We start from the raw sequence: 26,117 nt of genomic DNA on the forward strand, positions 1-26,117 counted from the left end.
CAGCCGGAGTCCTAACTTACACCATGTGCAATTTCAGAAAAAGCAGACAAAGGAACGAACAGCGAACCAATTCGTCTCATTTGTTGGACGTTTGCGGGTTCTCTTCGTGGGAGGCAGGCGCCGAATTTCCGCGCACATCGGGCACGATCGAGATCGCCGAGGTGACGGCGCCGAAGAAACCGAAGCTGTGGCGACCGCTGAGGTCGATGCCTGGCTCGTCGTCGAATTCCGAGTCGTCAGCGTTGTCTCCGGCCGCCGCCAAGTCGCCGTTCGGTGCCTTGTTCGGGGAGGCGTCGGTGCTCGAGGCAGGGGGCGGCGGCGTGGGGGCGCCGCGGCGACCGTTCCGATCGTCGGGATCGGCCACCCGCGCAACGGACGGCAGTGGGGCTCCGGAGTTCGCGGCCGCCTCGGCGATATTGGGCGCATTGATCTCGAAGGTGTGCTTCCCGCGGCGGTGGCGGCGCAGCAGGGTGCGGGACCCGTGCATGTAGACGCCGGTCTCATGTGTGCGGTGGCGCAGGCGGGAAACGACGAGCCAGCAGAGGCCGATGAGCAGGGCGAGGATGGCCGTCCAGACGTTGAACGGCAGTCCCAGGAGGAGGCGTGCATTCTCGGCTGCCGGGGTGCCGACCCGCAGGGCTTCGAGCAGGATGCGGCCGAGCCCGAACAGGCACAGGTAGAGAGCGAAGACCTGACCGTAGCCGAGCCGGAGGCGTTTGGACACGATGATGAGCACGACGCAGGCGATGAGGTTCCACACCGATTCGGTGAGGACCGTGACGCGTTCGAGGCGACCGTCGAACCAGTCGCTGAAGGCGCCGGCGACGTGGCCGAGGATGAGCCCCGGTGCGACCGAGTCGAGCAGCGGTCGGAACCTGATGCCCTGGAAGCGGGTGAGCAGCCAGACGGAGAGGAAGCCGAGGATGGTCGCTCCCCAGAAACTGAATCCGCCGTCCCAGAGGGCCAGTGCCCGCAGGGGACTGCCGTCGGGGCCGAAGTAGGTCTCCGGCGCCGAAAGCAGATGACCGAGGCGTCCGCCGACGACGGCGGCCGGAAGGCCGACGACCGTGATGGCCCACAAGTCTCCCTTATGGCCGCCGCGGGCGCGCCATTGGATGCTCGTCATCCACAGAGCGAGTCCGATGCCGAGGACGGTGAAGACGACCCATGCCGGGCTGAAGCTCATGCACACCCTTCTGCGAGCTCGGCGGCGAGTCGACCGACTCCGGCCACTCCTTCGGAGTCCAGCGCCCGGACGAGGGCAGAACCGACGATGACGCCGTCGGCGTATTCGGCGACTTCTGCCGCCTGTTCGCGGTTCGACACGCCGAGGCCGACGCAGGCGCGTTCGGCTCCTGCTTCCTTCAGCCGGGCGACGAGATCTCGGGCATGGTTGTCGACTTCGGAGCGGACACCCGTGACACCCATGGTCGAGGCGGCGTAGACGAAGCCGGAGCTGTGCTCGACGATTCGGGCCAGCCGTTCGGGCGTCGATGATGGTGCGGCGAGGAAGATGCGGTCGAGGTTGTGCTTCTCCGACGCAGCCAACCACGGTCCTGCCTCATCGGGGATGAGGTCGGGGGTGACGATGCCGCCGCCTCCGGCGGAGGCGAGGTCGCGGGCGAAGCTGTCGATGCCGTACTGGAGCACGATGTTCCAGTAGGTCATGACGACGGCGGTGCCGCCGGCGGAAGCGATGGCTTCGACCGCGGTGAAGATGTCGCTGGTGCGCACCCCGTTGTCCAGTGCCGTCTCACCGGCACGTTGGATGACGGGTCCGTCCATTCCGGGATCGGAGTACGGCATGCCGACCTCGATGATGTCGACGCCGTTGCGGACGAGTTCGACCATGGCCTCGACCGATCCCTCCACCGTGGGGAAGCCGACCGGAAGGTAGCCGATGAGAGCGGCCTTGCGGCCCGCCTCAGCGACGGCGTTGAGGGTGGTTCCTGTGCGTGGGCCGGAGTGCGTCATACCTGCACCGCTCCTTCGTCGATGTAGTCGAACCATTTCGCGGCGGTCGTCATGTCCTTGTCGCCGCGGCCGGAGAGATTGACCAGCAGGACCGCATCGGGTCCGAGCTCACGGCCGATGCGCATGGCCCCGGCCAGAGCGTGGGCGGATTCGATGGCGGGGATGATGCCTTCGGTGCGGGAGAGCAGCCGCATGGCCTCCATCGCCTCGTCGTCGACGACGGGTTGGTAGGTCACCCGGCCGGTGTCGTGGAGGTGGGAGTGTTCGGGACCGACCGAAGGATAGTCGAGTCCGGCCGAAACCGAATGGGAGGCCTGAGTCTGTCCGTCGGAGTCCTGGAGGATGTAGGTGGCCGAACCGTGGAGGACGCCGGGGCGTCCGCCGGAGAACCGGGCGGCGTGGTGGCCGGAGTCGACTCCTTCGCCGCCGGCTTCGAAGCCGAAGATCTTCACGTCGGCATCACCGAGGAAGGCGGCGAAGAGGCCCATGGCGTTCGATCCTCCGCCGACGCAGGCGCAGACGGCGTCGGGCAGGCGGCCGACCATGTCCTGGATCTGTTCGCGGGCTTCGACGCCGATGACGTTCTGGAAGGAGCGCACCATCGCGGGGAACGGGTGGGGTCCGGCGACCGTGCCGATGACGTAGTGGGTGTCGGCGACATTGGCCACCCAGTCGCGCATGGCTTCATTCATCGCGTCCTTGAGGGTGCGGGTGCCGTTGGTCACGGCGTTGACCGTGGCTCCGAGCAGACGCATGCGCGCGACGTTGAGGGCCTGCCGCTGGGTGTCCTCCTCACCCATGTAGACCACGCAGGACATGTCGAGCAGCGCGGCGGCGGTCGCCGTGGCGACTCCGTGCTGCCCGGCTCCGGTCTCGGCGATGACGCGGGTCTTGCCCATCCGCTTGGCCAGCAGAGCCTGGGCCAAGGCGTTGTTGATCTTGTGGCTGCCCGTGTGGTTGAGGTCTTCGCGTTTGAGGAACACGCGCGCACCGCCGCAGTGCTCGGCGAAGCGCGTGGCCTCGGTGAGCAGAGACGGCCGGCCGATGTAGTTGCGCTGCAGAGTGAGGAGTTCGTCGGTGAAGGCCGGATCCACCTGGGACTTGCGCCAGGTCTCTTCGATCTCGTCGAGCGCCGGGATCAGTGCTTCGGGGATGAACCTGCCTCCGAACTCGCCGAAGTACGGTCCGGTCTCCTGGCTCACATCGGTCATTGCGGTCCTTCTCGATCTCCTCGTGGCGTCGGCAGACGCAGGCGTTGAGCCTCCGCCGTGCCGGACGTCGGAATGGGTGCGGTATGGGCCATCGTCGGCCACGTGCAGCGGCCGATGGCGGCGGGGTTCAGGATGCGGACAGCGAGCGGCGTTCTCGACCGAGGGCGGTGTACTCCTCGACAGCGGCCTGAGGACGGCCGCCGGTGACGAGGGCTTCGCCCACGAGCACGAGATCGGCGCCGGCATCCGCGTACTTCGACACCTCGGCTCCTCCGGCGACACCGGACTCGGCCACGAGGGTGCATCCTGCGGGGGCGAGTTCGGCCAAAGGCGCGAACCGATCGGTGTCGACGCTCAGATCCTTGAGGTTGCGGGTGTTGACGCCGATGAGTTCGGCACCGAGTTCAGCAGCGATCTCCAGCTCTTCGCGGTTGTGGGTCTCGACGAGCGCGGTCATCCCCAGCTCGGTGGCGAGGGCGTGGAACTCGCCCAGCTGCACGGGGTCGAGGGCTGCGACGATGAGCAGAACGATATCGGCGCCGTGGGCACGAGCCTCATGGAACTGGTATTCGTCGACCATGAAGTCCTTGCGCAGGACCGGGATGTCCACGGCGGCGCGCACCGAGTCGAGGTCGGCGAGGCTGCCGTTGAAGCGGCGAGCTTCCGTCAGCACGCTGATGGCCCGGGCTCCGCCGGCGGCATACAGACCCGCGAGGGTGCCAGGATCGGGAATCTGCGCGAGGTCCCCGCGGGACGGCGACTTCCGCTTGACCTCGGCGATGACGCCGAAGTCAGCGGACAGGTCGAAGGGGCGGGCCGGCTCGGCCGCCGCGGCTCGTGCCGTGATCTCGCTCAGCGGAACTGCGCTCCGGCGCGCCTGCAGGTCTTCCCGCACGCCGGAGACGATGTCGCCTAGGACCGTCATTTCTTCTTCGGCTTGTTGCCCAGTCCGACGGCACGCAGGATCAGTCCGACGACGACGCCGAGGGCGACGATGCCGATGGAGATGTAGGTGATCGTGGGGTTGTGGATCGTGAAGCCCACACAGCCGACGCAGACGCCGATGAGCATGATGATGACTCCGGTCCATCCCGCCACCGAGTTGCCGTGTCCGGGATCGGCGATCGCGGCGTAGTCGATCGTGGATTTGTCGAGATCTGCGGCCCCGTTGCGGGCGATGGACTGCGACATGGCGCTCCTTTGTGTGAGTGCGTGACACGCGTATGGAATCTTTCCTCCATTGTGTCACGCTTCTTCTGCTGACCGGACACCGACCCGGTCACAAGGTCATTTCGAATCCGGCTCGTCGTCGGGACTGTTCGGCTCTTCGTCGTCGGGACCGTTCGGCTCTTCGTCGTCGGGACCGTTCGGCTCTTCGACGTCGGGGGCGTCTTCGACGACTTCTCCGCGAGACAGGGCGTCCCAGGTCGCGGCCGAGTCGAATTCTCCGCCGGCGGCTTCGGCGGTGCGGGCGTAGCGGTTGGAGTTCGTCCACCCGTTCGAGGCGATGGCGACCCAGACGATGCCGATGACGCCGATTCCCGCGGCCACTGCCGCGATGATCGCCCAGGAGGTGGCTCCCGGCGCCGAGGCGGCGCTCAGGGCCGTGATCCCGTAGCCGATGCCGGCGATCCCGGCCAGACCGAGGACGACCAAGCGTCCGATCCGACCGAGCATTGCGGCGAGCAGACCCGAGACGGCGATGATCGCCACACAGGCGGTGGCCACGGGCGAGGCCTGCGAGCTCGCATCCTCGGTGACCTTCGCCACACCGGTGGGTCCGAGTGTGTCGCCGCCGGCGCCGGCCTGCCAGGCAGAGATCGTCAGCGCCCACAGTGCGGCGGCGATGACGAGGACGATGAGGACTCCGCGTGATTTCGTCATGGCCTCACCTCCGGCTTCCTTCGCCCGTGCGCAGCGCGTCGGCCGCGGCGGCCGCACGCAGCACGGCCGCGGCCTTGTTCTCGGATTCCTGGTATTCGGTCTCCGGCACGGAATCGGCGACGAGCCCACCTCCGGCAAAGACGCTCATCGTGCCGTCCCGGAGCACTCCGGTGCGGATGGCGATGGCGAGATCGAGGTCACCGGTGAAGGACATGTAGCCGACCACTCCCCCGTAGATTCCGCGTCCGACGGGTTCGAGCTCGTCGATGATCTGCAGCGCTCGGGGTTTGGGCGCACCGGAGAGAGTGCCGGCGGGGAAGGTCGCCCGGAGCACGTCGATGGCGGTGGTTCCGGGCTCGAGTTCACCGCGCACGGTCGAGCTGATGTGCATGATGTGGCTGTAGCGGACGATGTCCATGAACTCGCTGACGTCTATGGTTCCGGCCGCGCAGACCTTCGCCAGGTCGTTGCGGGCGAGGTCAACGAGCATGAGGTGCTCTGCTCGCTCCTTCTCATCGGCCAGGAGCTCCCGTGCCAGGGAGTCATCAGCTTCCGGTGTGGCACCGCGGGGGCGAGAACCGGCGATCGGGTGCGTGACCACCTCGCCGGACCGGACGGTGACGAGCGCTTCCGGTGAGGAGCCGATGATGCTCACCGGCTCCCCTCCGTCGTCGTGGAGGTTGAGCAGGTACATGAATGGGCTCGGGTTCGCATGCCTCAGCATCCGGTACACGCTCAGCGCATCGGCATCGCAGGGGGTGTCGAAGCGCTGGCCGATGACGACCTGGAAGATCTCTCCGTCGACGATCTTCTGCTTCGCCGTCTCCACACCGTCGAGGTATACCTGCGGTTCGGTACGGGTTGCCACCTCGGGGTCGGCCTTCCTGGGGCGCAGAATATCGGCTGGGCTGGGCTGCTGGAGGCGCTCACACATCGCGGCGATGCGGTCGACTCCCGAGGCGTGGGCCTCGTCGATGCCGGTGTCGGTGCCGTTGACGTTGAACACGTTGGCCACGAGGGTGACCGTGCCCGAATAGTGGTCGAAGACGGCGATGTCACCGGGGATCATCAGCTGGACCGTCGGCAGGTGGTGTTCGTTGGTCCGCGGCGGGCCGAGCCTCTCGAAGCGGCGGACGATGTCCCACCCGAAGTAGCCGACGAAGCTCGAGACCATGGGCGGCAGCTCCGATTCCGCCTCGGCCACGGCGAGGAGCTCGAGAGTCGCGGTGACCGCGTCGAGGACGTCGCCGTCGGTGGGAATGCCCACCGGCGGGGTGCCGGTCCAGTGGAATCCGTCATCGGTCGAGATGAGGGTGGCCACCGGTGCGCATCCGATGAAGGAGTACCGGGCCCAGGAACCGGCGACGGCGGATTCGAAGAGGAAGCTTCCCGGTCCGCCGTCGGTGAGTTTGCGGTAGAGACTCAGCGGGGTCTCCGAGTCCGCGAGCACCTGGGTGTGGACCGGTACCAGCCGGTGTTCGGCGCCGAGGGCTCGGAACTGGTCGAGGCTGGGTCGGATCGGCAGGTCGGTCGGGTTCGCCGCTGGGTCAGTCGACACTGATGGTCCTTCCGGTGAAGCAGGTCGGGGTGTTCGTATGGCAGGCGGGTCCGGTCTGGTCGACGAGCATGAGCAGGGCGTCGGCATCGCAGTCGAGGGCAAGTGAACGGACATGTTGGACATGGCCGGAGGTCTCGCCCTTCACCCAGTATTCCTGCCGGGACCTGGACCAGTAGGTGGCCCGCTTCGTCTCGAGTGTGCGGGAGACGGCCTCAACGTCCATCCAGGCGAGCATGAGCACGTCGCGGCTCGTGGCCTCTTGGACGATGACGGGGACGAGTCCGTCGTCGTTCAGCCGGATGATCTCCCTCCAGTTCTCCGGGGTGGCATCGATATCGCTGCTCATCGGACCTCGATTCCCTCCTTCCGAAGTGCGTCCTTGATCTCGGCGATGCTCAGAGTGCCGAAGTGGAATACGCTGGCGGCCAGCAGAGCATCGGCGCCTGCTTCCACCGCCGGGGCGAAGTGTTCGACCTTGCCGGCTCCGCCCGAGGCGATGAGCGGCACGTCGACGGCGGCGCGGGCGGCGCGGATGAGCTCGAGATCGAATCCCTCACGGGTGCCGTCGGCGTCGATGGAGTTGAGCAGGATCTCGCCGACCCCGCGGTCGGCGGCTTCCCGGATCCAGTTGATGGCGCAGCGTCCCGTGCCTTCGCGGCCGCCGCGGGTGGTGACCTCGAATTCGGATTCCGTGGTCGTCCCCTGTGTCCGGCGGGCGTCGAGGGAGAGGACGAGGACCTGGTTGCCGAAGTGCCGGGAGATCTCGCTGATGAGCTCCGGGTTCTTCACCGCCGAGGTGTTGACCGAGACCTTGTCGGCCCCGTCACGCAGCAGACGGTCGACGTCGGCGACGCTGCGGATGCCTCCGCCGACGGTGAGCGGGATGAAGACCTCTTCGGCGCAGGCGCGGACGACGTCGTGGACGGTCTCGCGGTCACCGCTGCTGGCCGTGACGTCGAGGAAAGTGAGTTCGTCGGCGCCGGACTCGCCGTAGCGGCGGGCGAGTTCGACGGGGTCGCCGGCGTCCTTGAGGTCGGCGAACTTCACTCCCTTGACGACGCGTCCGCCGTCGACGTCCAGACACGGGATGACTCTGACAGCTACCACGCAGTCCTCCTAGATTCCCAGGCCCCGGTAGCGATCCATTCGGCGGGCCAGGCGCCGGGCCGATGGTTCGCGCATGAGCGAGATGAGTTCGTATTCGAGTGTCGCCCCGACGCGGGCGACGAAGTCCAGAGGTTCGTCGCTGGCATCGGGGTGTTCGGCGATGATCCGGTCGACGACTCCGTTGGCCTGCAGCATGGGAGCATGCACGCCCTGGCTCTGTGCCATCTCGGCGGCTCGCTCGGTGGTGCGGTGCACGATCGCCGAGGCGCCTTCGGGCGGCAGGGGCGAGAGCCAGCCGTGTTCGGCGCTGAGCACCCGGTCGGTCGGGATGAGTGCCAGTGCCCCGCCCCCGGAGCCCTCACCGAGGATGAGCGAGACGGACGGGGCGTCGAGGTTGGCGAGGTCGGCGAGGCTGCGGGCGATCTCGCCGGCGATTCCGCCTTCCTCGGCTTCCTTCGACAGGGCCGCGCCGGGAGTGTCGATGACGGTCACGAGCGGCAGGTGCAGCTCCGCGGCCAAGCGCATTCCGCGCCGGGCCTCACGCAGGGCCGCCGGTCCCATTGGGGCACGGGAGTCCTGCCGGAACCGGTCCTGACCGAGGACGATGCACGGCGCGGAGCCGAACTTCGCCAGGGCCAGCAGCAGTCCGGGATCCTTCTCCCCTTCGCCGGTGCCGTTGAGCGGCAGCACGGTGTTCGCTGCGGTGCGCAGCAGGTCACGGACTCCGGGGCGTTCGGGACGGCGCGAGCTGGTGATCGCGGCCCAGGCATCGGAGTTCGGGTCGACGGTGTCCGGAGCCGTGTCCGGATCCGGCACCCGGCTGGGGACCTCCTGGGCGCCCATGAGCACATCGAGGACGCGGGAGACGGTGCCGGCGATGCGTTCGGGACCGATGACGGCGTCGACGATGCCCATCTTGTGCAGGTTCTCTCCGGTCTGCACATTCTCCGGGAACTGCTCCCCGTAGATGGCTTCGAACACCCGGGGGCCGAGGAATCCGATGAGGGAACCGGGTTCGGCCACGGTGACGTGCCCCAACGATCCCCAGGAGGCGAAGACTCCTCCGGTGGTGGGATGGCGCAGGTACACGAGGTAGGGCAGTCCGGCCTTGCGGTGGGCGATGACGGCGTTGGTGATCTTCACCATCGACAGAAACGCGATGGTGCCCTCCTGCATGCGGGTGCCTCCCGAAGCGGGTCCGGCCAGCAGCGGCAGCCCTTCGAGGGTCGCACGTTCGATGGCGTCGACGAGACGTTCGGCCGCGGCCACACCGATGGAGCCGGCGAGGAAGCGGAATTCGCCGGCGATCACGGCCACGCGACGGCCGTCGATGGTCCCTTCGCCGCTGATGATCGCTTCGTCGACCCCGGACTTCTGCGCCGCGGCATCGAGTTCAGCGGCGTAGTCGTCCGAGATCCCACCGGCGGGTCGGACGGGCGCGGTGTCCCAGGACAGGAACGATCCTTCGTCGAGGACGATGTCGACGAGTTCATGGGCATTCAGACGCGTCATGACGGTCCTATTCAGTTTCCGTCGGCGAGCCACGCCACGATGGATTCGGCGTCTTCGTCGAGCAGCGGCGGAGCATCGTGAGCCGTGCGGGTGGTTTCGACCTCACCGGAGGCTCCGGCGTCGAAGAAGCGCAGGGGCGGTCCGGGCAGGTCGATGTCACCGAGCACCGGGTGGTCGACGGAGACCTTGAGCCCCTGGCTGAGCGCCTGGTCCCACTGGTAGACCTCGGGCAGGCTGCGGACCGTGCCGGACGGGATTCCCGCCTCGGTGAGCTTGGCCAGCAGATCGGCTGCGTCGAAGGCGGAGAAGCGGTCTTCGATGAGTTCGATGAGGGCGGGCCGGTTGGCCACACGGGAGGCGTTGTCGGCCAGTCCTTCGGCTGCGGGATCGATGTCGAAGGCGGCGCAGAACTTCTGCCACAGGTTCTCGTTGCCCACGGAGATCTGCACAGCTCCGTCGCGGCAGGTGAAGAGCCCGTACGGCGACAGCGACGGGTGGTGGTTGCCGCCGGGCTGCGGTTCCTGTCCGGCCACGGTCGCTCTTGTTCCCTGGAAGGCGTGGACGCCGACCATTCCGGCGATGAGCGAGGTGCGCACGACCTTGCCTTTGCCGGTCCGTTCGCGTTCGAGGAGCGCGGCCAGCACACCGTAGGAGCCGTAGATGCCGGCGAGCAGATCGGCGATCGGCACTCCCACGCGCTGCATGTCATCGGGTCCGGAACCGGTCAGGGACATCAGTCCGGCTTCGCCCTGGGCGATCTGGTCGTAGCCGGCGCGGGAGGCTTCGGGGCCGTCGTGGCCGAAGCCGGTGATGGAGAGGATGACCAGGCGCGGGTTGATCTCCATGCAGCGGGCGGTGGAGAAGCCGAGGCGGTCGAGGACTCCGGAGCGGAAGTTCTCGATGAGCACATCGGCGCGGGCGATGAGTCCGGTCAGGGTGTCTTTGCCCGTCTCGGATTTGAGGTCGAGGGCGATGGATTCCTTGTTGCGGTTGCACGAGAAGAAGTAGGTGGCTTGAGGGTTGTCCTCGGGCCCGACGAAGGGAGGACCCCAAGACCGCGAATCGTCGCCCTTGCCGGGGTTCTCGACCTTGATCACTCGCGCGCCGAGGTCGCCGAACATCATTCCTGCATGGGGGCCGGCAAGTGCTCGGGAAAGGTCGACGACGGTATATCCGGTCAGGGGTCCTGCCGCAGTCTCGGGTGTCTCGTTCGCCATTCCTAGTCCTCCTTGAAGTGGGTGCGTCTGCTGACGAGCATACGCAATCGTGCGACCTCCGCATGGGCGCGGCGACCGTCTGCATGCTGGATCGCCATCACCGCGTAGGTGGTGCCGTCGGTGAGGTCCAGCAGGGGCCAGGGGTCATCGCCCTCGGGTGAGAACGTCACCCCGAGGATCTGTCCCCAGTCGAACCGTCGGGTGCGCACCATGTTCTTGACCACCAGGCCCTCTGCGGTGGGTCGAGCGTGTATGTCGGAGATGCGCAGCAGGGCGGCTCCGAAGAGAATCCCCAACAGGTTCATCCATATCATGTCGAGCACTGTCCACGGTTCCCAGTCCACGACGAACAGCGCCACGGACAGGATCGCGAACCCCGTGGTCACGGCAATGGAGCCGACGATGCTGATGATGCGCACCTGCCGGGGCCGGAACACGGCGAGTTCAGATTCGGCAGGCGCCAATGTTCGTCACCAGGATCGCACGCGCCCCGACTCCGTAGAGTCGGTCCATGACGTTGTTGACTTCCTTCGCTTCGACCATGACCCGCACTGCGACCCATCCGGTCTCCTGCAGAGGGGACACAGTCGGGGATTCGAGGCCGGGGGTCAGCGAGATCGCTTCGGGCACCAGCCGCTGTTCGATGTTGTAGTCGACGAGCACGTACTGGCGGGCGACCATGACCGATTCGAGGCGGCGTTTGAGCACGCCGATGCGGGATTCGGCTCCGGCGCGCTGGATGAGCACACCTTCGGATTCGAGCAGCGGCTCGCCGAAGGTCTCGAGTCCCGCGGCGCGCAGAGTAGAGCCGGTTTCGACGACATCGGCGATGGCATCGGCGACTCCGAGCTGGATGGAGACCTCGATCGCACCGTCGAGCTGCACGGTCGTCGCGGCGATGCCGCGTCGCTGCAGGTCGGCGTCGACGAGGTTCGGGAAGCTCGTGGCGATGCGCGCACCGGCCAGCTGGTCGGGCGAGGTGAAGGAGCCGACGGTGCCGGCGTAGAAGAAGCGGGAGGCGCCGAATCCGAGTCCGAGCACCTCTTGGGCTTCGGCCTGTGACTCGAGCAGGAGGTCGCGGCCGGTGATCCCGGCGTCGAGGATGCCGGATCCGACGTAGATGGCGATGTCGCGGGGACGCAGGTAGAAGAATTCGACTCCGTTGACTTCGTCCTGATGGACCAGTGTCTTGGTTCCGCGTCGAGTGGAGTATCCGGCCTCGCTGAGCATATCGGAGGCGGCTTCGGACAGTGCGCCCTTGTTGGGCACGGCTACACGCAGCATGGGTTCCCTTTGGAGTTCGATGGCGACGGGTCGGTCAGGTTCGTGAAAGGCGCTTACAGGTGGGTGTTGACGTCGTCGAGGGTCAGCCCCTTGGCGATCATCATTACCTGCACGTGGTAGAGCAGCTGCGAGATCTCCTCGGCGAGCTCTTCCTTGGTTTCGTATTCGGCGGCCATCCACACTTCGGCGGCCTCTTCCACGACCTTCTTGCCGATCGCATGGACTCCGGCGTCGAGTTCGGCCACGGTCTTCGAACCGGCCGGTCGATCGAGGGATTTCTGCTGGAGTTCGGCGTAGAGAGTCTCAAAGGTCTTCACTTCTCCAGCCTAATGCATGCCTCTCAACCGCAGCATTCGGGGTCTCATGTTCCAGAACACCGCAGGCAGGCAGTCCCCGGCCGCGCGGTCGGCGCCGCTCAGTCCTCGGGATCGCGGCCGATGTCGGTGGCCGGACGGTGCGGTGCCGAGATCGTCTGGCGGGAGCGCTTCGACCAGTCGATGAGTCCGAGGATGACCATGACGAGGAAGAACAGGTACACGGCGCCGGAGAAGACGAGTCCCCCGGAGATCGCCAGCGGGATGCCGACGAGGTCGACTGCGAGCCAGACGAACCAGAATTCGACGATCGCCCGGCCCTGGGCGTACATGGCCACGATCGAGCCGATGAAGATGTACGCGTCGGGGTATGGGTTCCAGGACCATCCGCCCAGGGCGAGGACCCAGCCGAAGATTCCGGTGCCGATGACGAGAGCCGCGAGGAGGATCGCCCGTTCCTTCCACGTGGCCCAGCGGACGAGGACTTCACCGGAGGCGGCCTTGGACTTCTTCCACTGAGTCCACCCCCAGATCGCGGCGACGATGATGACGACCTGTCGGGAGGCGTTGCCCCCGAGGCCGGCGGAGATGCTGGCGGAGAAGAGCAGGATGGAGCCGAGGATCTGCACCGGCCAGGACAGGATGTTCCGCCGCAGCGCGAGGACGACCGTGGCCAGGGCACAGATGTTGCCGAACAGGTCGGAGTACGGCACGGGTTTGCCCAGCAGTTCGAATGCCGGGGTGTTCAACCAGGCGAACAGGTCCATCGCAGGCTCTCTTCAGGTATGGGCCGCTGAGTCATCCGGCCCGGATCGGTCAGTGGGTGTGAGCGGCGGCGAGGGTGCGCAGCTCGCTGATGGCCGCTGCTGCGTCCTCGGCACCGTAGACGGCGGAGCCGGCCACGAGGACGTCGGCGCCGGCGTCGACCACGCGGTCGATCGTCGGTGCGGAGACTCCCCCGTCGACCTGCAGTTTGATCTCGAGTCCGGCGGCGGAGATCGCTTCACGTGTGCGGCGGATCTTCGGCAAGCACACGTCGAGGAACTTCTGACCGCCGAATCCGGGTTCGACGGTCATGATGAGAATCTGGTCGAACTCGCCGAGGAGGTCGATGAAGGGTTCGATCGGGGTGGCCGGTTTGAGCGCGAGACTCGCCTTGGCTCCGAGGCGGCGCAGCTCCCGGGCCAGGCGGACTGGGGCGGCGGCCGCCTCGGCGTGGAAGGTCACGGAGGCGCAGCCGATCTCCGCGTACACGGGAGCATTGCGATCGGCGTCGGCGATCATCAGGTGGGCGTCGAGCGGGATCGGTGAGATCGCCTGGATGCGTTCGACGACGGGAGGGCCGAAGGTGAGGTTCGGGACGAAGTGGTTGTCCATGACGTCGATATGGGCCATATCGGCGGTGCTGATCTTCTCGAGCTCACCGCGCAGGTCGGAGAAGTCCGAGGACAGGATGGAGGGGTTGATGTCGATGGACATGGGTCATTTCGCCTTTCGGAGGAGGGCCAGGAACATTCCGTCGCTGTTGTGCAGGTGCGGCCAGAGCTGAGCGTATCGCCCGCCGTCCCGGGTCACCGAGGCGAACGATTCCGCCTCGGTGCCGGTGATCGCCGACAGCACGGTCGGGGTGTCGAGCACCTCGATATCCTGCGTCCCGGACTTGGCGCGCAGGCGCAGGACTTCGTCGACGATGAGCACGGTCTCGGCATAGTGCGGCGAGCACGTCGAGTAGGCGACCACTCCCCCGGGTGCGCAGGCGTCGAGGGCTGCGGTCAGCAGTTCGCGCTGGAGTCCGGACAGGGCCGTGATGTCCTCGGGTCGTCGGCGGTAGCGGGCTTCGGGACGGCGGCGCAGGGCCCCGAGTCCGGAGCAGGGCACGTCGACGAGGATCTTCGAGTAGGGGCCGCGGGCGTCGCGTCCGTCGCGGAGGGCCGCGGTGACGTTGCTCAGTGCCTTCGTCGAATCGCGGACGAGGTCGACGCGGTGCTCGCTGGAGTCGAAGGCCTCGAGAGTCAACGCTTCGCCGGCGGCTGCGGCTCCGAGGACGGCGGCCTTGCCTCCGGGGCCGGCGCACAGGTCGGCCCAGGTTCCGGCGGGTGCGTCGACCTCGGCCAGGGCCAGGGCGACGAGAGCAGACCCCTCGTCCTGAACGCGGGCGCGCCCGTCGGCCACGGCCGCGACGTCCCGGGGCACCGCGGTGTCCAGGGTGACGCCGATCGGCGACAGCGGAGTCGGCTCCCCAGGCAGTTCGGTGCGGTCGATGAGCCCGGGCAGGGCGGTCACACCGACCTTCGCCGGAGCATTGTCGGCGGCCAGCAGCGCTTCGAGTTCGGCGGCGTCGCGGCCGTGTCCCTTGAGCGCTTGCGTGAGTGCCCGGACGACCCATTCGGGATGGGAATGTTCGATCGCCAGTCGAGTCGACTCCGAGGTCTCAGCGGTCACCCGGTCGAGCCACACGTCCGGTTCGGCTTCCGAGATGCGGCGGAGCACGGCGTTGACGAACCCTGCGGTCTTCGCAGCCGAGCGTTTGACCACGGCCACGGTCTCGGACAGAGCCGCGTGGTTGGGCACCCGCATCGACAGCAGCTGGTGGGCGCCGAGGCGCATCGCGGCCAGGGGTTCGGGATCGATCTTGTCGATGGTGCGGGACGAGGCGATTTCGATGACCGCATCGTAGAACTTCTGCCGACGCAGGGCTCCGTAAGTGAGTTCGGTCGTGAAGGCCGCATCCTGGGCACCCATATGCGTGCGGGAGAGTTTGGCCGGCAGCAGCAGGTTCGCATAGGCGTCCTTCGTCGCCACATCGAGGAGGACTTCCCAGGCGATGCGCCGCGGCAAGTTCTTGCCCGTTCGTTCATCCTGCGGTGCTCCGCGTTCCTGACCTGTCCGGTCCCGATCGCCTCTGCCGCGGCCGTGGCCGCCGCGGCGGTCGGTGCCTCGGTGGCCGCCTCGGCCGCGGCTGCCGCCTCGGCGGTCTCTGTCTGCTGACTCAGCCATGGCTCTTATGATTCCTCATCGGTATAGGGGTCGAAGGTCACGTCACCGCGGCCGCGCAGGAAGTCGGCCGCATTCATCCGGGGCTTGCCGAAAGGTTGGATCTCCTCGACACGGACCCAGCCGTCGCCGCAGCGCAGCACCGGCCGCTGCTGCCAGGTCGTCAGTTCGCCGACGGGGCCGGAGGCCGTCGCCTCGGGTGCGGGTATGAGCCCGAAGAGCTTCGTCCTCTTGCCGTCGAGTTCCACCCATGGCCCCGGTGCGGGACTGGTTCCGCGGGCCCGGTTGATGACCTGGGCTGCGGGTGCCGACAGGTCGAGGTGGGCATCGTTGACGGTGATCTTCTCCGCGTGGCTGGACTCACCGGACTGCGGAGTCTCCACAGCGGTGCCCGCGGCCAGATCGTCGAAGGCAGCGACGAGTTCGGGAGCGCCTCTGCGCGCATAGTCCTCGAGTGCAGAACCGACGTCGGGATGATCGAGCGGCAGTTCGAGTCGGCGCAGCACGGGGCCGGTGTCCATGCCCGTGTCGATGCGGAACACGCTGACTCCGCTGGTGATCTCGCCGTCGATGAGTGCGCGCTGGACGGGGGCGGCTCCGCGGTAGGCGGGCAGCAGGGAGAAGTGGAGGTTGAACCAGCCGAGGCGTGCGGTGGCCAGCGCGGCGGGTCCGGCAATAGCTCCGAAGGCGACGACTGCAACGGCGTCGACGGCGAGTTCCCGCAGCTGGGTGATGACATCGCCGCGGAGTCGACTGGCCTCGATTACGGGCAGTCCGAGTTCGAGGGCGCGGGCCTTCACCGGTGACGGTGTGAGGACTCTTTTCCGCCCCACGGGTGCATCGGGTCGGGTGAGCACCGCACGGATCCGATGGTCCGAATCGGCTAAGGCCTCGAGGGCGGGAACTGCGACATCAGGGGTGCCGGCGAAGACGATATCCACACGGGGAATTCTACTTGTTCGACCGTCAGTCACAGCGACCGGGGATCATCGATGCGCACTCGCACCTGTGGCTGCTTCTTCGCCGAGCGGGAGGCGATGATCTCGGCCGCTCTCGTTCCGACCCGGTCTCCGGCGGAGAACGGGTAGGCGCTGACGCTGCGCTGCCCGTCCTCGGCGTCTTCGCGCAGGAGCTCCTCGACTTCGCCGATCTCGCCGATCACCTCGTCGATGTCCGCACCGGCTCCCGTGAGTTCGATGATCCGTCGGTAGGGCGGGAAGCCGAGGACCTTTCGGTCGCTCAGCTGCCGTGACATGAACGTCGTCGGGTCGAAGGCGGTCAGGGTCTGCCGGATGAGTTCGTCTTCGTCGCCGAGGTAGACGACTCCGCCGTCATCGCGCGAGCGGACGAGGGAGGCGGCGCGCAGTCGACGGGCCACGCTTTCGTCGATCGAGCGCATCCACGGTCCCGGCCACAGCGAGTCCAGGAGGATCGCCGCGGCGTAGCCGCCGAGCACATAGGGTTCGGCCCCCGTCGTGGCCACCACGAGTCGCGGGGTCTCGTCGAGTGCGGTGGAGATGTGGTCGCCTCCGGATTCGACGATCTCGACGTCCGGCAGCGCTCGGGCGAGCTCTTCGACGGTGCGGGCCCGGCCGCGCACGATGGACCGCACCTGGTGCGAGCGGCACCGCAGGCAGCTGAAGGTCTCCGAGTGGTACCCGCAGGATCGGCAGGCGAAGGGACCGACCTCCGACTGCGTGGTCAGCGTCGCCTGGCATTGGGGGCAGCGGGCGACTTCCTGGCAGCGGGCGCAGGCGAAGACCGGATAGTAGCCGGACCGCGGCACCTGCACAAGCACGGGACCGGGCACTCCCCCGTCGCGGGGACGCGGGCGCAGGGCCGTGCGCATGATCTGCCAGGCCCGGCTGGGGATGCGCTGCCAGGCGAACGGGTCCCGGTCCTCGTCGGGGACGAAGACGACCGGGGCGGCATGCCGCCTGGCCGGGCCGACCGGTGTGACGTCGGCCAGCCACCCGATTTCGACGAGCCGCTGCACTTCGGCGCTGCGGTCGGTGGAGACGAAGAGCAGTTCGGTGTCCTCGATCGTCGACCGCAGCAGACAGACCTCCCGGGCGTGCGGGTACGGGGCGTGCTGATCGAGGAAGTTGAGGTTCGCGTCGTCGGTGCAGATGATGAGCCCGAGATCGGCGACGGGTGAGAAGGCGGCCGCTCGCGTGCCGATGGAGACTCTCGTGTGACCGAGCAGTCCGCGCAGCCAGGCCTGCCATCGCAGCTCCGGTGACTGGTCGGCGCTGAGCACCGAGACCTCTGCGAGCCCGGCGTGGGTGAACGCCGCATGGAGCACGGCGAGTTCACGATGATCGGGTACGAGCCAGAGCACGGATCGGCCTGCGTCGAGGGTTGCCCGTGCGGCATCGAGTCCGGCGCGGATCCAGCTGAGACCCGGAGTCGACCCGGGAGTGCAGGCCAGAGCCCGGCGCCGAGGCGGTGCCGAGGGCTCGTCGGCCGTCGGCTCCTCCCCTGCCGCGAGAACCCACTCGCCGAGGCGGCCCAACAGCTGCGGATCATCCGCCGCACCGTCGTCCGGTCCTGCTATGGGGTTTTCGGTCTTCGCGTCGGCTGGATCGGCCGGTGTCCCGGACTTCTCCGCCTTGAGCACTGCCTTCTCCCCGCGGGCATGGCGCGGCGGGATGGCCAGGCGCAGCACATCGGCGAGCGTGCCGCCGTAGCGACGCGCAACGGCTTCGCTCAGTGCGAGCAGATCCTCACTGAGCACCTGGATGGGTCCGCTGATGCGTTGGATCGTCGCCAACGGCCCGATGTGCTCCGAGGAATCTGCGCGTTCGAGCAGATAGCCGTCACGCAGCTTCCCTGCGAATTTCACCCGCACGCGCACACCGGGCAGGGCCGCCTCGGCGAGCTTCTCCGGGACCGCATAGTCGAAGGTCCGCGCCAGGTGCGGGACGGGATGGTCGATGAGCACACGGGCGACCGGATCGGTCGGGGCCAGGGGCACCTGGCCCTCAGCCGAGGTTCCGGTGTCGATCGGGAGGGGTTCGTCCACGCCGACGGCAGACTAGTTGGAGGACACGGCGCGCAGCAGATCCTCGGCGCGGTCCGTGACCTCCCAGGTGAAGTTCGGAAGTTCGCGGCCGAAGTGGCCGTAGGTCGAGGTCTGCGAGTAGATCGGGCGCAGCAGATCGAGTTCCTGGATGATCATGGCCGGGCGCAGGTCGAAGACCTCGCGGATGGCTCGGGAGATCGCATTCGGATCGACCTTCTCGGTTCCGAAGGTCTCGACGTACAGGCCCATCGGGTCGACACGTCCGATCGCATAGGACACCTGCACTTCGGCACGGTCGGCGAGACCGGCGGCGACGACGTTCTTCGCCACCCAGCGCATCGCGTAGGCTGCGGAGCGGTCGACCTTCGAGGGATCCTTGCCGGAGAACGCACCGCCTCCGTGGCGGGAGAATCCGCCGTAGGTGTCGACGATGATCTTCCGCCCGGTCAGACCGGCATCGCCCATCGGCCCGCCCGTGACGAAGGGACCGGCGGGGTTGATGTGGATGTTCGCGCCCGAGGTGTCGAGACCGGAATTCGCGATCACCGGATCGATGACGAGTTCCTTGATCTCAGTGTGCAGCTGGGACTGGCTGGTGTCCGCCGAGTGCTGGGTGGAGACGACGACGTTCTCGATCGATACGGCTTCGTCCCCGTCGTAGCCCAAGGTCAGCTGCGTCTTGCCATCGGGGCGCAGGTAGTCGAGGCGACCGGACTTGCGCACCTCTGAGAGCTGCTCGGCCATCCGGGAGGCCAGGTGGATGGGCAGGGGCATGAGCACGTCGGTGGAGTTGTCGGCATAGCCGAACATCAGCCCCTGGTCTCCGGCGCCGAGGCTCGTACCGTGGTCGGAGGATTCGACGGCTTCGCGGAAGTCCAACGGGTTCGTCACACCGGAGTGGATGTCCGTGGACTGGCTGCCGATGGACACGGAGACTCCGCAGGAATGTCCGTCGAAGCCGGTGTCCGAGGAGTCGTAGCCGATTCCGGTGATGAGGCTGCGCACAATTCCGGCGACATCGGCATAGGCGGCAGTATTCACCTCACCGGCGACGTGGACGAGTCCGGTGGTGACCATGGTCTCCACGGCCACTTTGGCGTTGGGGTCCTGACGGAGCAGGTCGTCGAGCACCGCATCGCTGATCTGGTCGCAGATCTTGTCGGGATGTCCCTCGGTGACGGACTCGGATGAGAAGAAACGCAGATTTGTGTGTGTCACGTTGTCGATTCTACGTGGGTGAACTGGTCGGACACGGCCGCGATGACCTTTTGTGAAACATGGTCCTTCGACCCGTGGAATTCCTCGCCGACGGCGATGTCACCGCGCTCGGCGGAGATGATCTGGACCATGGTGTCGTCGTGGCCGAAGGCACGGTCGTCGGAGACGTCGTTGAACACGAGCAGGTCGACGCCCTTGCGTTGGAATTTGGACCGTGCGTAATCGAGGGCGGTTGTGCCGGCGTCACCGGTCTCGGCGGCGAATCCGACGATGATCTGCTCGCGAAGGCCGGTCTGCCGACTGCGCTCGTCGACGAGACCGCGCAAGATGTCCGGGTTCTGCACGAGCCGCAGGGTGAGCCCTTCGTCTCCGGACTTCTTCATCTTCGAGTCCGTGGTCTCGGCGGGTCGGTAGTCGGCGACTGCGGCGGCCATGATGATGGCATCGGCGCGCATCTGGGCCGAGTGCATCGCCTCCTGCAGTTCCAGGGTGGATTCGACCTGGGTGATCGTGATGTCACTGGGCAGTCCCGACAGCAGTCCGGTATCGATGTTCGCGGCGACGAGTTCGACGTGGGCGCCGGCGGCATGGGCCGCCTTTGCCAGGGCGATGCCCTGTTTGCCCGAGGAGCGGTTGCCGAGGAAGCGGACGGGGTCGAGCGGCTCTCGGGTGCCGCCGGCGCTGATGACGATGCGGCGGCCGGACAGGTCACCGCGCAGGTCGGATGCCGTGCTCACGGGATCGTTCGCGGAGGCGTTCTTGACCGAGAGTGCATAGTCGACGATGTCTTCGGGCTCCGGCAGGCGTCCGGGACCGGAATCGGGTCCTGTGAGGCGTCCGACAGCAGGGTCGAGGACGTGGATGCCGCGGGAGCGCAAGGTTGCGATATTGGCCACGGTGGCGGGATTGAGCCACATCTCCGTGTGCATGGCCGGGGCCACGACCACCTCGGCGGTGGTGGTGAGCACGGAGGCGGTGAGCAGATCGTCTGCCCGTCCGGCGGCGATCTTCGCGATGAGATCGGCGGTCGCCGGGGCGATGATGACGAGTTCGGCCTCCTGCCCGATCCGGACATGGTTGACGGTGTCGATCTCGTCGAAGACGTCGGTGGTCACCGTCTGCCCGGACAGGGCTTCGAGGGTGGGGCCGCCGATGAATTTCAGCGCGTTGGCCGTGGGCACGACCTTGACGCTGTGGCCGAGGTCCCGGAGTCGCCGGATGATGTGTGCCGCTTTGTAGGCGGCGATCCCACCGGCGACGCCGAGTACGATTCTCACTGGTCGCTGAAGTCGATCGCGCCGTCGTTGCTCACGGGAGCGGTGGCTTCGGCCTCGGGTGCGGCCTGGATGAAGTCGGCTTCGGAGACCTCGCGGGCGACGATCTTCGACTCGTTGACCTCACGCAGAGCGATCGACAGAGGCTTCTCGTTGGTGCCGGGCGTGACGAGCGGACCGACGTTCTCGAGCAGTCCCTCCTGCAGCTGGGCGTAGTAGGAGTTGATCTGACGGGCGCGCTTTGCCGCGATCGAGACCAGTTCGTACTTCGAACCGGTGACGTTGAGCAGATCGTCGATCGGAGGATTAGTGATGCCTTCAGGCTGTGCGGGCAAGGAGATTCCCATCTAATCGGAGGTGGATATACCCATCAATGATAGGAGTTCTTCGGCCGCAGTGCGAACGTGGTCGTTCACGATGGTCACGTCGAACTCCGATTCCGCGGCCAATTCGCGTTTCGCGGTGGCCAGGCGCCGTTCCTGCTCCTCCTCCGTTTCGGTGCCGCGACCGGTCAGTCGGGAGACGAGTTCCTCCCAGCTGGGCGGGGCGAGGAAGACGAAGCGGGCGTCGGGCATCTTCTCTTTGACCTGGCGGGCGCCCTGCAGGTCGATCTCGAGCAGCGCTGGAATCCCCTGTTCGAGCTTCTCCTCCACCGGCGCCGAGGGTGTGCCGTACCGGTGGCGTCCGTGGACGACGGCGTATTCGAGCAGCCGGCCCTCGGCGATGAGGGCGTCGAAGGCGTCGTCGGTGAGGAAGTGATAATGGACACCATCGATCTCTCCGGGGCGCCGGGGCCTGGTCGTGGCCGACACGGAGAACCAGACCTCGGGGTGGTTCTGCCGAATATAGGTGCTGATGGTGCCTTTTCCGACGGCGGTCGGACCCGCGAGGACGGTGAGTCGATTATTCACAGATCTGAGGTTGTCACACTCAGGAATATTTCTCCAACAGGGCGGACTTCTGGTGCACGCCCAGACCCTTGATCCGCCGGGAGGTGGCGATGCCGACCTCTTCCATGGCGGCCTCGGCTCGCCGGTCGCCGACTCCGGGCAGAGCCCTGAGCAGATCGAGCACACGCATCTTCGCGAGTGCTTCGTCGTCTGCCGCCTTCTTGAGCACGGCCGCGAGATCGGTATCGCCGGTCTTCAGCGCCGACTTGACTTCGGCTCGTGCCTGACGCGCCTTGAACGCTTTGTCCAACGCAGCGGAACGCTGTTGCGGGGTCAACGGTTCGAGTGCCACTTTGTCTCCTCTGTCACCATGAACGGGCAGGTAGGGAAGTTGTCTCAGTCTAAGACAAAATCCCTGCCGAGAGGCGATATGAGCCGAAATTTGTGGCACGGCGAGCCGGATTCCACCCGTCGAACGACTACCGATTCGGGCGACCACGGACCGACCTGCGGTCGGCACACCGGTGCTCAGACCGCTGCCGTCAGCTCACGATTGAGCGCGGCTGCCGCATCAGCCAGACCATCGGGTCCGGCACCGAGTACGGCCCGGGACGCGGTGGCGAGCACCTGTCCCGACGTCAGGGCTCGGTCGCCGAAGACCGCGCGCAGCTCGGGCAGACCGGCGCCCTGTGCGCCGACACCCGGGGCGAGGATCGGTCCCCCGCAGTCGCTGGGGTCGAACCCGAGGTCTCGTGCGGCCGTGCCGATGGTCGCTCCGACGACGAGCCCGAAGGGACCGAGTTCCTCGTTCGTCCCCAGTGCCTGAGCGTTGCGCGCCCGTACGCGGGACACGATCGATCCCGCCACCGAATCGCCGTCTCGCACGGCGTGCTGGACCTCGGTGCCTTCCGGGTTCGAGGTCAGAGCAAGGACGAATATGCCCTTGCCATGAGCGGCCGCGAGCTCGAAGGCCGGTTCCAGGGCGCCGAACCCGAGGTAGGGCGAGACCGTGATCGAATCCGCGGCCAGCGCCGAGGCGGGGTCGAGGTAGGCCTTCGCATAGGCGCCCATGGTCGACCCGATATCGCCGCGTTTGATGTCGAGGACGGTGAGCAGTCCGGCGTCCCCGGCCGCGGCCAGGGTCTCTTCGAGAGCGGCGACTCCGGCGGAGCCGTACTGTTCGAAGAACGCGGACTGCGGTTTCACCGCGGCCACCGAGCCCTTGAGTTCGGAGACCGTGCGCAGGGCGAACTCCCGGACGCCTGCGGCGGTGGCCGGCAGCCCCCAGGAGGACAGAAGATGCTCGTGCGGGTCGATGCCCACACACAGCGGTCCGTGCTCGTCCATGGCGGCCGCCAGCCGGGTGCCGAACATCAGGCGCTCCAGTCCTGCAGACTGCGCACGTCGAACTTCGAGTCCCGGATAACCTCGAGGGAGGTCACGGCGGCGGCGAATTCGGCCAGCGTCGTGATCAGCGGGACGGAGTTCGCGGTCGCGGCGGCGCGGATCTCATAGCCGTCGGCACGTTCCTGCCGGCCCGAGGGCACGTTGATGACCATGTCGATGGTGCCCGCCGTGAGGTAGTCGATGACAGTTCGGTCCTCGGCGTCGGCCTCGAAGTGCTTGTGCACCTGCGTGGTCTTGATCCCGTAGCGGGAGAGCACGGCCGCGGTGCCGGTGGTCGCAACGACGTCGAAGCCCATATCGACGAGTTCCTTGACCGGCAGCACCATGGCGCGTTTGTCCCGATCGGCCACCGAGACGAACACCGTGCCCGAGGTCGGCAGCTTCACTCCGGCGCCGAGGAGGCCCTTCGCGAACGCGGTCGGGAAGTTGTGGTCGATGCCCATGACCTCACCGGTCGAGCGCATCTCGGGCCCGAGAATCGAGTCGACGATCTTGCCTTCGACGGTGGTGAAACGACGGAACGGCAGGACCGCCTCCTTGACGGCGATCGGATGGTCGAGCGGCAGGGTCGAGCCGTCGCCTTCTTCGGCCAGCAGATCACCGCGCAGATCGTCGATCGTGCGGCCAACGGCGATGAGCGCCGCGGCCTTGGCCAGCTGAGTCGACGTCGCCTTCGAGACGAAGGGCACGGTCCGTGAGGCACGCGGATTGGCTTCGATGACGTGGAGGACATCGGCGGCGATTGCGAACTGGATGTTGAGCAGTCCGCGCACACCCACACCCTCGGCGATGGCCTTCGTGCCCTGACGGACGCGCTCGAGCACATCCTCGCCCAGGGTCGGCGAGGGCAGCACACAGGCGGAGTCGCCGGAGTGGATTCCGGCCTCCTCGATGTGCTCCATGATTCCGCCGATGTAGACCTCATTTCCGTCGAAGAGGGCGTCGACGTCGATCTCGATGGCGTCTTCGAGGAACCGGTCGACGAGGACCGGACGATCGGTCGAGATCTCCGTGGCGCTGGCCATGTAGTCGAGCAGCTGGGTGCGGTCGTAGACGATCTGCATTCCGCGCCCGCCGAGGACGTAGGAGGGACGCACGAGCACCGGGTAGCCGATGTTCTCGGCGATCGCTGCGGCTTCGCCGGCGGTCACCGCGGTGCCGTGCTTGGGTGCGGTGAGTCCGGCCCGGTCGAGGACGGCGCCGAATTCTCCGCGGTCCTCGGCCAGGTCGATGGCTTCGGGCTGGGTGCCTAGCACCGGCACGCCGGCTGCCTTGAGCTTGTCGGCCAGGCCCAGCGGGGTCTGGCCGCCGAGGGTGCACACGACTCCGAGGACCTCGCCGGCGGCGAGCTCGGCGTGGTAGACCTCCATGACGTCTTCGAAGGTCAGGGGCTCGAAGTACAGACGGTCTGCGGTGTCGTAGTCGGTCGACACGGTCTCCGGGTTGCAGTTGACCATGATGGTCTCAAATCCGGCCGACCCGATCGCCATGGTGGCGTGCACGCACGAGTAGTCGAACTCGATGCCCTGTCCGATCCGGTTCGGACCGGAGCCGAGGATGATCACGGCCGGGCGGTCGCGCGGCATGACCTCGGTCTCGGAGTCGTAGCTCGAGTAGTGGTAGGGGGTCTTCGCCTCGAATTCGCCGGCGCAGGTATCGACCGTCTTGAACACCGGGCGCACGCGCAGGGCGTGGCGGATGCCGGTGACGACGCTCGTCTCGAGGCTGCGCAGCCCCGCGATCTGCTCGTCGGAGAATCCGTGGTTCTTCGCGACCTTGAGCACCTGGGCATCGAGTTCGTCGGCGTCGCGGATGTACGCGGCCACCTCGTTGATGAGCTGGATCTGGTCGAGGTACCAGGGGTCGATCTCACAGGCGTCGAATACCTCTTCCGCGCTCAGTCCGGCGGCGAGTCCGCGCTGGACGGAGTGGATGCGGTCAGCGGTGGCATGCGAGATGGCCTCGAGCACGGATTCGCGGACGTCGTCATCGGTCACGTCGGGCAGGTCGGCCCAGCTGAAGGAGGCGTCCTTCTGCTCGAGCGAGCGCATCGCCTTCTGCAGGGCCGTGGTGAAGTTGCGGCCCAGCGCCATGACTTCGCCGACGGATTTCATCGTCGTCGTCAGGGTCGGGTCCGCGGCCGGGAACTTCTCGAAGGTGAAGCGCGGGATCTTCACGACCACATAGTCCAGCGTCGGTTCGAAGCTGGCCGGGGTGACCTTCGTGATGTCGTTGGGGATCTCGTCGAGCGAGTAGCCGACGGCGAGCTTCGCCGCCATCTTGGCGATCGGGAAGCCCGTGGCCTTCGACGCCAGCGCGGAGGACCGGGACACGCGCGGGTTCATCTCGATGGTGATGATGCGTCCGGTCTTGGGATCGACGGCGAACTGGATGTTGCAGCCGCCGGTGTCCACGCCGACGGCGCGGATGATGGCGATGCCGATATCGCGCATCGACTGGTATTCCCGGTCGGTCAGGGTCAGTGCCGGGGCCACGGTGATCGAGTCACCGGTGTGCACACCGACGGGGTCGACGTTCTCGATCGAGCACACGACGACGACGTTGTCCTTGTTGTCGCGCATGAGCTCGAGTTCGTATTCCTTCCACCCGAGGATCGATTCCTCGAGCAGCACCTCGTGGGTGATGGAATCGGACAGTCCGGCGCCGGCGATGCGGCGCAGATCGGCTTCGTCGTAGGCCATGCCCGAACCGAGGCCGCCCATGGTGAACGAGGGGCGGACGACGACCGGGTAGTTGAGCTCCTCGGCGGCGGCCAGGGCTTCGTCGAGGGTGTGGCAGATGGCCGATCTGGCCACCTCGGCGCCGCAGGCTTCGGCGATGTCTTTGAACTTCTGCCGGTCCTCACCGCGCTGGATGGCATCGACGTCGGCGCCGATGAGTTCGACGCCGTACTTCTCGAGCACTCCGGCGTCGTGCAGCGCAATGGCCGCATTGAGCGCGGTCTGTCCGCCGAGGGTGGGCAGGAGCGCATCGGGGCGCTCCTTCTCGATGATCGTCTCGATGACCTCCGGGTCGATCGGCTCGACATAGGTGGCGTCGGCGATGTCCGGGTCGGTCATGATCGTCGCCGGGTTCGAGTTGATGAGGATGACGCGCAGGCCCTCGGAGCGCAGCACACGGCAGGCCTGGGTGCCCGAGTAGTCGAATTCGCAGGCCTGTCCGATGACGATGGGGCCGGAGCCGATGACGAGGACGGAGTTGAGGTCTTGTCTCAGTGGCATGGGGTG

Annotated in this window: 26 protein-coding genes; all 26 read right to left on the reverse strand. The window is 67.0% G+C overall.

Annotation, left to right across the window (positions count from 1 at the left end; translation table 11 throughout):
* Positions 1-76: 76 nt before the first annotated feature.
* Entirely contained in the window at positions 77-1,186 is a 1,110-nt protein-coding gene (locus GUY30_RS09160; RefSeq protein ID WP_167196508.1) for a prolipoprotein diacylglyceryl transferase, read from the reverse strand.
* Positions 1,183-1,974 (reverse strand): tryptophan synthase subunit alpha, encoded by a 792-nt coding sequence (gene trpA / locus GUY30_RS09165; protein WP_167196511.1) that lies wholly within the window; start codon positions 1,972-1,974, stop codon positions 1,183-1,185. The genes GUY30_RS09160 and trpA overlap by 4 nt, the downstream gene beginning before the upstream one ends.
* The gene (trpB, locus tag GUY30_RS09170; RefSeq protein WP_167196515.1) at positions 1,971-3,185 is read right to left on the reverse strand and encodes a tryptophan synthase subunit beta; all 1,215 of its coding nucleotides are present in this window, start codon (positions 3,183-3,185) and stop codon (positions 1,971-1,973) included. Before trpB ends, trpA begins: the two co-directional genes overlap by 4 nt.
* Before the next feature lie 127 nt (positions 3,186-3,312).
* Complete coding sequence (gene trpC, locus GUY30_RS09175) at positions 3,313-4,110, reverse strand: indole-3-glycerol phosphate synthase TrpC (protein WP_167196518.1); 798 nt, start codon at positions 4,108-4,110, stop codon at positions 3,313-3,315.
* On the reverse strand, positions 4,107-4,376 hold the full coding sequence (locus tag GUY30_RS09180) for an HGxxPAAW family protein (RefSeq protein ID WP_167196520.1): 270 nt from the start codon (positions 4,374-4,376) through the stop codon (positions 4,107-4,109). Before GUY30_RS09180 ends, trpC begins: the two co-directional genes overlap by 4 nt.
* 96 nt (positions 4,377-4,472) lie before the next feature.
* Entirely contained in the window at positions 4,473-5,069 is a 597-nt protein-coding gene (locus GUY30_RS09185; protein ID WP_167196523.1) for a Trp biosynthesis-associated membrane protein, read from the reverse strand.
* A gap of 4 nt (positions 5,070-5,073) precedes the next feature.
* Complete coding sequence (locus GUY30_RS09190; RefSeq protein WP_167196526.1) at positions 5,074-6,714, reverse strand: anthranilate synthase component I; 1,641 nt, start codon at positions 6,712-6,714, stop codon at positions 5,074-5,076.
* Positions 6,617-6,973 carry a phosphoribosyl-AMP cyclohydrolase gene (gene hisI, locus GUY30_RS09195; RefSeq protein ID WP_167196529.1) on the reverse strand — a complete coding sequence of 119 codons (357 nt, stop codon included), beginning with the start codon at positions 6,971-6,973 and terminating at the stop codon, positions 6,617-6,619. Before hisI ends, GUY30_RS09190 begins: the two co-directional genes overlap by 98 nt.
* Positions 6,970-7,734, reverse strand: a complete 765-nt coding sequence (gene hisF, locus GUY30_RS09200) for an imidazole glycerol phosphate synthase subunit HisF (protein WP_167196533.1) — start codon at positions 7,732-7,734, stop codon at positions 6,970-6,972. Before hisF ends, hisI begins: the two co-directional genes overlap by 4 nt.
* Before the next feature lie 9 nt (positions 7,735-7,743).
* Positions 7,744-9,246: a carboxyl transferase domain-containing protein gene (locus GUY30_RS09205; RefSeq protein ID WP_167196537.1), complete on the reverse strand. Its 1,503-nt coding sequence runs from the start codon at positions 9,244-9,246 to the stop codon at positions 7,744-7,746.
* Positions 9,247-9,257: 11 nt separating this feature from the next.
* Positions 9,258-10,463 carry a CaiB/BaiF CoA transferase family protein gene (locus GUY30_RS09210; RefSeq protein WP_167196540.1) on the reverse strand — a complete coding sequence of 402 codons (1,206 nt, stop codon included), beginning with the start codon at positions 10,461-10,463 and terminating at the stop codon, positions 9,258-9,260.
* Between the two features lie 2 nt (positions 10,464-10,465).
* Positions 10,466-10,900, reverse strand: coding sequence for a PH domain-containing protein (locus GUY30_RS09215; RefSeq protein WP_228281214.1), 435 nt, complete (start codon positions 10,898-10,900; stop codon positions 10,466-10,468).
* A 7-nt stretch (positions 10,901-10,907) separates the two neighbouring features.
* Positions 10,908-11,747: an ATP phosphoribosyltransferase gene (gene hisG, locus GUY30_RS09220; protein WP_167196547.1), complete on the reverse strand. Its 840-nt coding sequence runs from the start codon at positions 11,745-11,747 to the stop codon at positions 10,908-10,910.
* 53 nt (positions 11,748-11,800) lie between these two features.
* Entirely contained in the window at positions 11,801-12,064 is a 264-nt protein-coding gene (locus GUY30_RS09225; protein WP_167196551.1) for a phosphoribosyl-ATP diphosphatase, read from the reverse strand.
* A 98-nt stretch (positions 12,065-12,162) separates the two neighbouring features.
* Positions 12,163-12,828, reverse strand: coding sequence for a nicotinamide mononucleotide transporter family protein (locus tag GUY30_RS09230; protein ID WP_167196554.1), 666 nt, complete (start codon positions 12,826-12,828; stop codon positions 12,163-12,165).
* Positions 12,829-12,877: 49 nt separating this feature from the next.
* The gene (gene rpe, locus GUY30_RS09235; protein ID WP_167196557.1) at positions 12,878-13,540 is read right to left on the reverse strand and encodes a ribulose-phosphate 3-epimerase; all 663 of its coding nucleotides are present in this window, start codon (positions 13,538-13,540) and stop codon (positions 12,878-12,880) included.
* A gap of 3 nt (positions 13,541-13,543) precedes the next feature.
* The gene (locus GUY30_RS09240; RefSeq protein WP_167196560.1) at positions 13,544-15,058 is read right to left on the reverse strand and encodes an RsmB/NOP family class I SAM-dependent RNA methyltransferase; all 1,515 of its coding nucleotides are present in this window, start codon (positions 15,056-15,058) and stop codon (positions 13,544-13,546) included.
* 5 nt (positions 15,059-15,063) lie between these two features.
* Positions 15,064-15,996, reverse strand: a complete 933-nt coding sequence (locus GUY30_RS09245) for a methionyl-tRNA formyltransferase (RefSeq protein ID WP_167196563.1) — start codon at positions 15,994-15,996, stop codon at positions 15,064-15,066.
* 29 nt (positions 15,997-16,025) lie between these two features.
* Positions 16,026-18,080 (reverse strand): primosomal protein N' family DNA-binding protein, encoded by a 2,055-nt coding sequence (locus tag GUY30_RS09250; protein WP_167196566.1) that lies wholly within the window; start codon positions 18,078-18,080, stop codon positions 16,026-16,028.
* A 12-nt stretch (positions 18,081-18,092) separates the two neighbouring features.
* Positions 18,093-19,298 carry a methionine adenosyltransferase gene (gene metK, locus GUY30_RS09255; RefSeq protein ID WP_167196569.1) on the reverse strand — a complete coding sequence of 402 codons (1,206 nt, stop codon included), beginning with the start codon at positions 19,296-19,298 and terminating at the stop codon, positions 18,093-18,095.
* On the reverse strand, positions 19,295-20,575 hold the full coding sequence (gene coaBC / locus GUY30_RS09260; RefSeq protein WP_167196572.1) for a bifunctional phosphopantothenoylcysteine decarboxylase/phosphopantothenate--cysteine ligase CoaBC: 1,281 nt from the start codon (positions 20,573-20,575) through the stop codon (positions 19,295-19,297). The genes metK and coaBC overlap by 4 nt, the downstream gene beginning before the upstream one ends.
* A complete protein-coding gene (gene rpoZ / locus GUY30_RS09265) occupies positions 20,572-20,907 on the reverse strand; it encodes a DNA-directed RNA polymerase subunit omega (RefSeq protein WP_228281215.1) in 336 nt (111 codons plus the stop codon). Before rpoZ ends, coaBC begins: the two co-directional genes overlap by 4 nt.
* Before the next feature lie 12 nt (positions 20,908-20,919).
* Positions 20,920-21,483, reverse strand: coding sequence for a guanylate kinase (gene gmk / locus GUY30_RS09270; RefSeq protein WP_127364400.1), 564 nt, complete (start codon positions 21,481-21,483; stop codon positions 20,920-20,922).
* A 19-nt stretch (positions 21,484-21,502) separates the two neighbouring features.
* On the reverse strand, positions 21,503-21,814 hold the full coding sequence (gene mihF / locus GUY30_RS09275; protein ID WP_025777825.1) for an integration host factor, actinobacterial type: 312 nt from the start codon (positions 21,812-21,814) through the stop codon (positions 21,503-21,505).
* Positions 21,815-21,990: 176 nt separating this feature from the next.
* Positions 21,991-22,836, reverse strand: coding sequence for an orotidine-5'-phosphate decarboxylase (pyrF, locus tag GUY30_RS09280; protein WP_167196574.1), 846 nt, complete (start codon positions 22,834-22,836; stop codon positions 21,991-21,993).
* Complete coding sequence (carB, locus tag GUY30_RS09285; protein ID WP_167196577.1) at positions 22,836-26,111, reverse strand: carbamoyl-phosphate synthase large subunit; 3,276 nt, start codon at positions 26,109-26,111, stop codon at positions 22,836-22,838. The genes pyrF and carB overlap by 1 nt, the downstream gene beginning before the upstream one ends.
* Positions 26,112-26,117: the final 6 nt, after the last annotated feature.

Source organism: Brevibacterium pigmentatum (genome assembly GCF_011617465.1).
Classification (GTDB): domain Bacteria; phylum Actinomycetota; class Actinomycetes; order Actinomycetales; family Brevibacteriaceae; genus Brevibacterium; species Brevibacterium pigmentatum.

Excerpts from the sequence above, each read along its gene's own strand:
- carB (WP_167196577.1), bottom strand. The coding sequence starts at position 26,111 with ATGCCACTGAGACAAGACCTCAACTCCGTCCTCGTCATCGGCTCCGGC.
- GUY30_RS09240 (WP_167196560.1), bottom strand. The coding sequence starts at position 15,058 with ATGGCTGAGTCAGCAGACAGAGACCGCCGAGGCGGCAGCCGCGGCCGA.
- pyrF (WP_167196574.1), bottom strand. The coding sequence starts at position 22,836 with ATGTTCGGCACCCGGCTGGCGGCCGCCATGGACGAGCACGGACCGCTG.
- hisI (WP_167196529.1), bottom strand. The coding sequence starts at position 6,973 with ATGAGCAGCGATATCGATGCCACCCCGGAGAACTGGAGGGAGATCATC.
- GUY30_RS09160 (WP_167196508.1), bottom strand. The coding sequence starts at position 1,186 with ATGAGCTTCAGCCCGGCATGGGTCGTCTTCACCGTCCTCGGCATCGGA.
- GUY30_RS09180 (WP_167196520.1), bottom strand. The coding sequence starts at position 4,376 with ATGTCGCAGTCCATCGCCCGCAACGGGGCCGCAGATCTCGACAAATCC.
- GUY30_RS09205 (WP_167196537.1), bottom strand. The coding sequence starts at position 9,246 with ATGACGCGTCTGAATGCCCATGAACTCGTCGACATCGTCCTCGACGAA.
- rpe (WP_167196557.1), bottom strand. The coding sequence starts at position 13,540 with ATGTCCATCGACATCAACCCCTCCATCCTGTCCTCGGACTTCTCCGAC.
- GUY30_RS09185 (WP_167196523.1), bottom strand. The coding sequence starts at position 5,069 with ATGACGAAATCACGCGGAGTCCTCATCGTCCTCGTCATCGCCGCCGCA.
- trpC (WP_167196518.1), bottom strand. The coding sequence starts at position 4,110 with ATGACGGTCCTAGGCGACATCGTCTCCGGCGTGCGGGAAGACCTGCAG.
- trpB (WP_167196515.1), bottom strand. The coding sequence starts at position 3,185 with ATGACCGATGTGAGCCAGGAGACCGGACCGTACTTCGGCGAGTTCGGA.
- trpA (WP_167196511.1), bottom strand. The coding sequence starts at position 1,974 with ATGACGCACTCCGGCCCACGCACAGGAACCACCCTCAACGCCGTCGCT.
- hisG (WP_167196547.1), bottom strand. The coding sequence starts at position 11,747 with ATGCTGCGTGTAGCCGTGCCCAACAAGGGCGCACTGTCCGAAGCCGCC.
- GUY30_RS09230 (WP_167196554.1), bottom strand. The coding sequence starts at position 12,828 with ATGGACCTGTTCGCCTGGTTGAACACCCCGGCATTCGAACTGCTGGGC.
- GUY30_RS09190 (WP_167196526.1), bottom strand. The coding sequence starts at position 6,714 with ATGCCGACGCCCTGCTCATGCTCGTCGACCAGACCGGACCCGCCTGCC.
- GUY30_RS09210 (WP_167196540.1), bottom strand. The coding sequence starts at position 10,463 with ATGGCGAACGAGACACCCGAGACTGCGGCAGGACCCCTGACCGGATAT.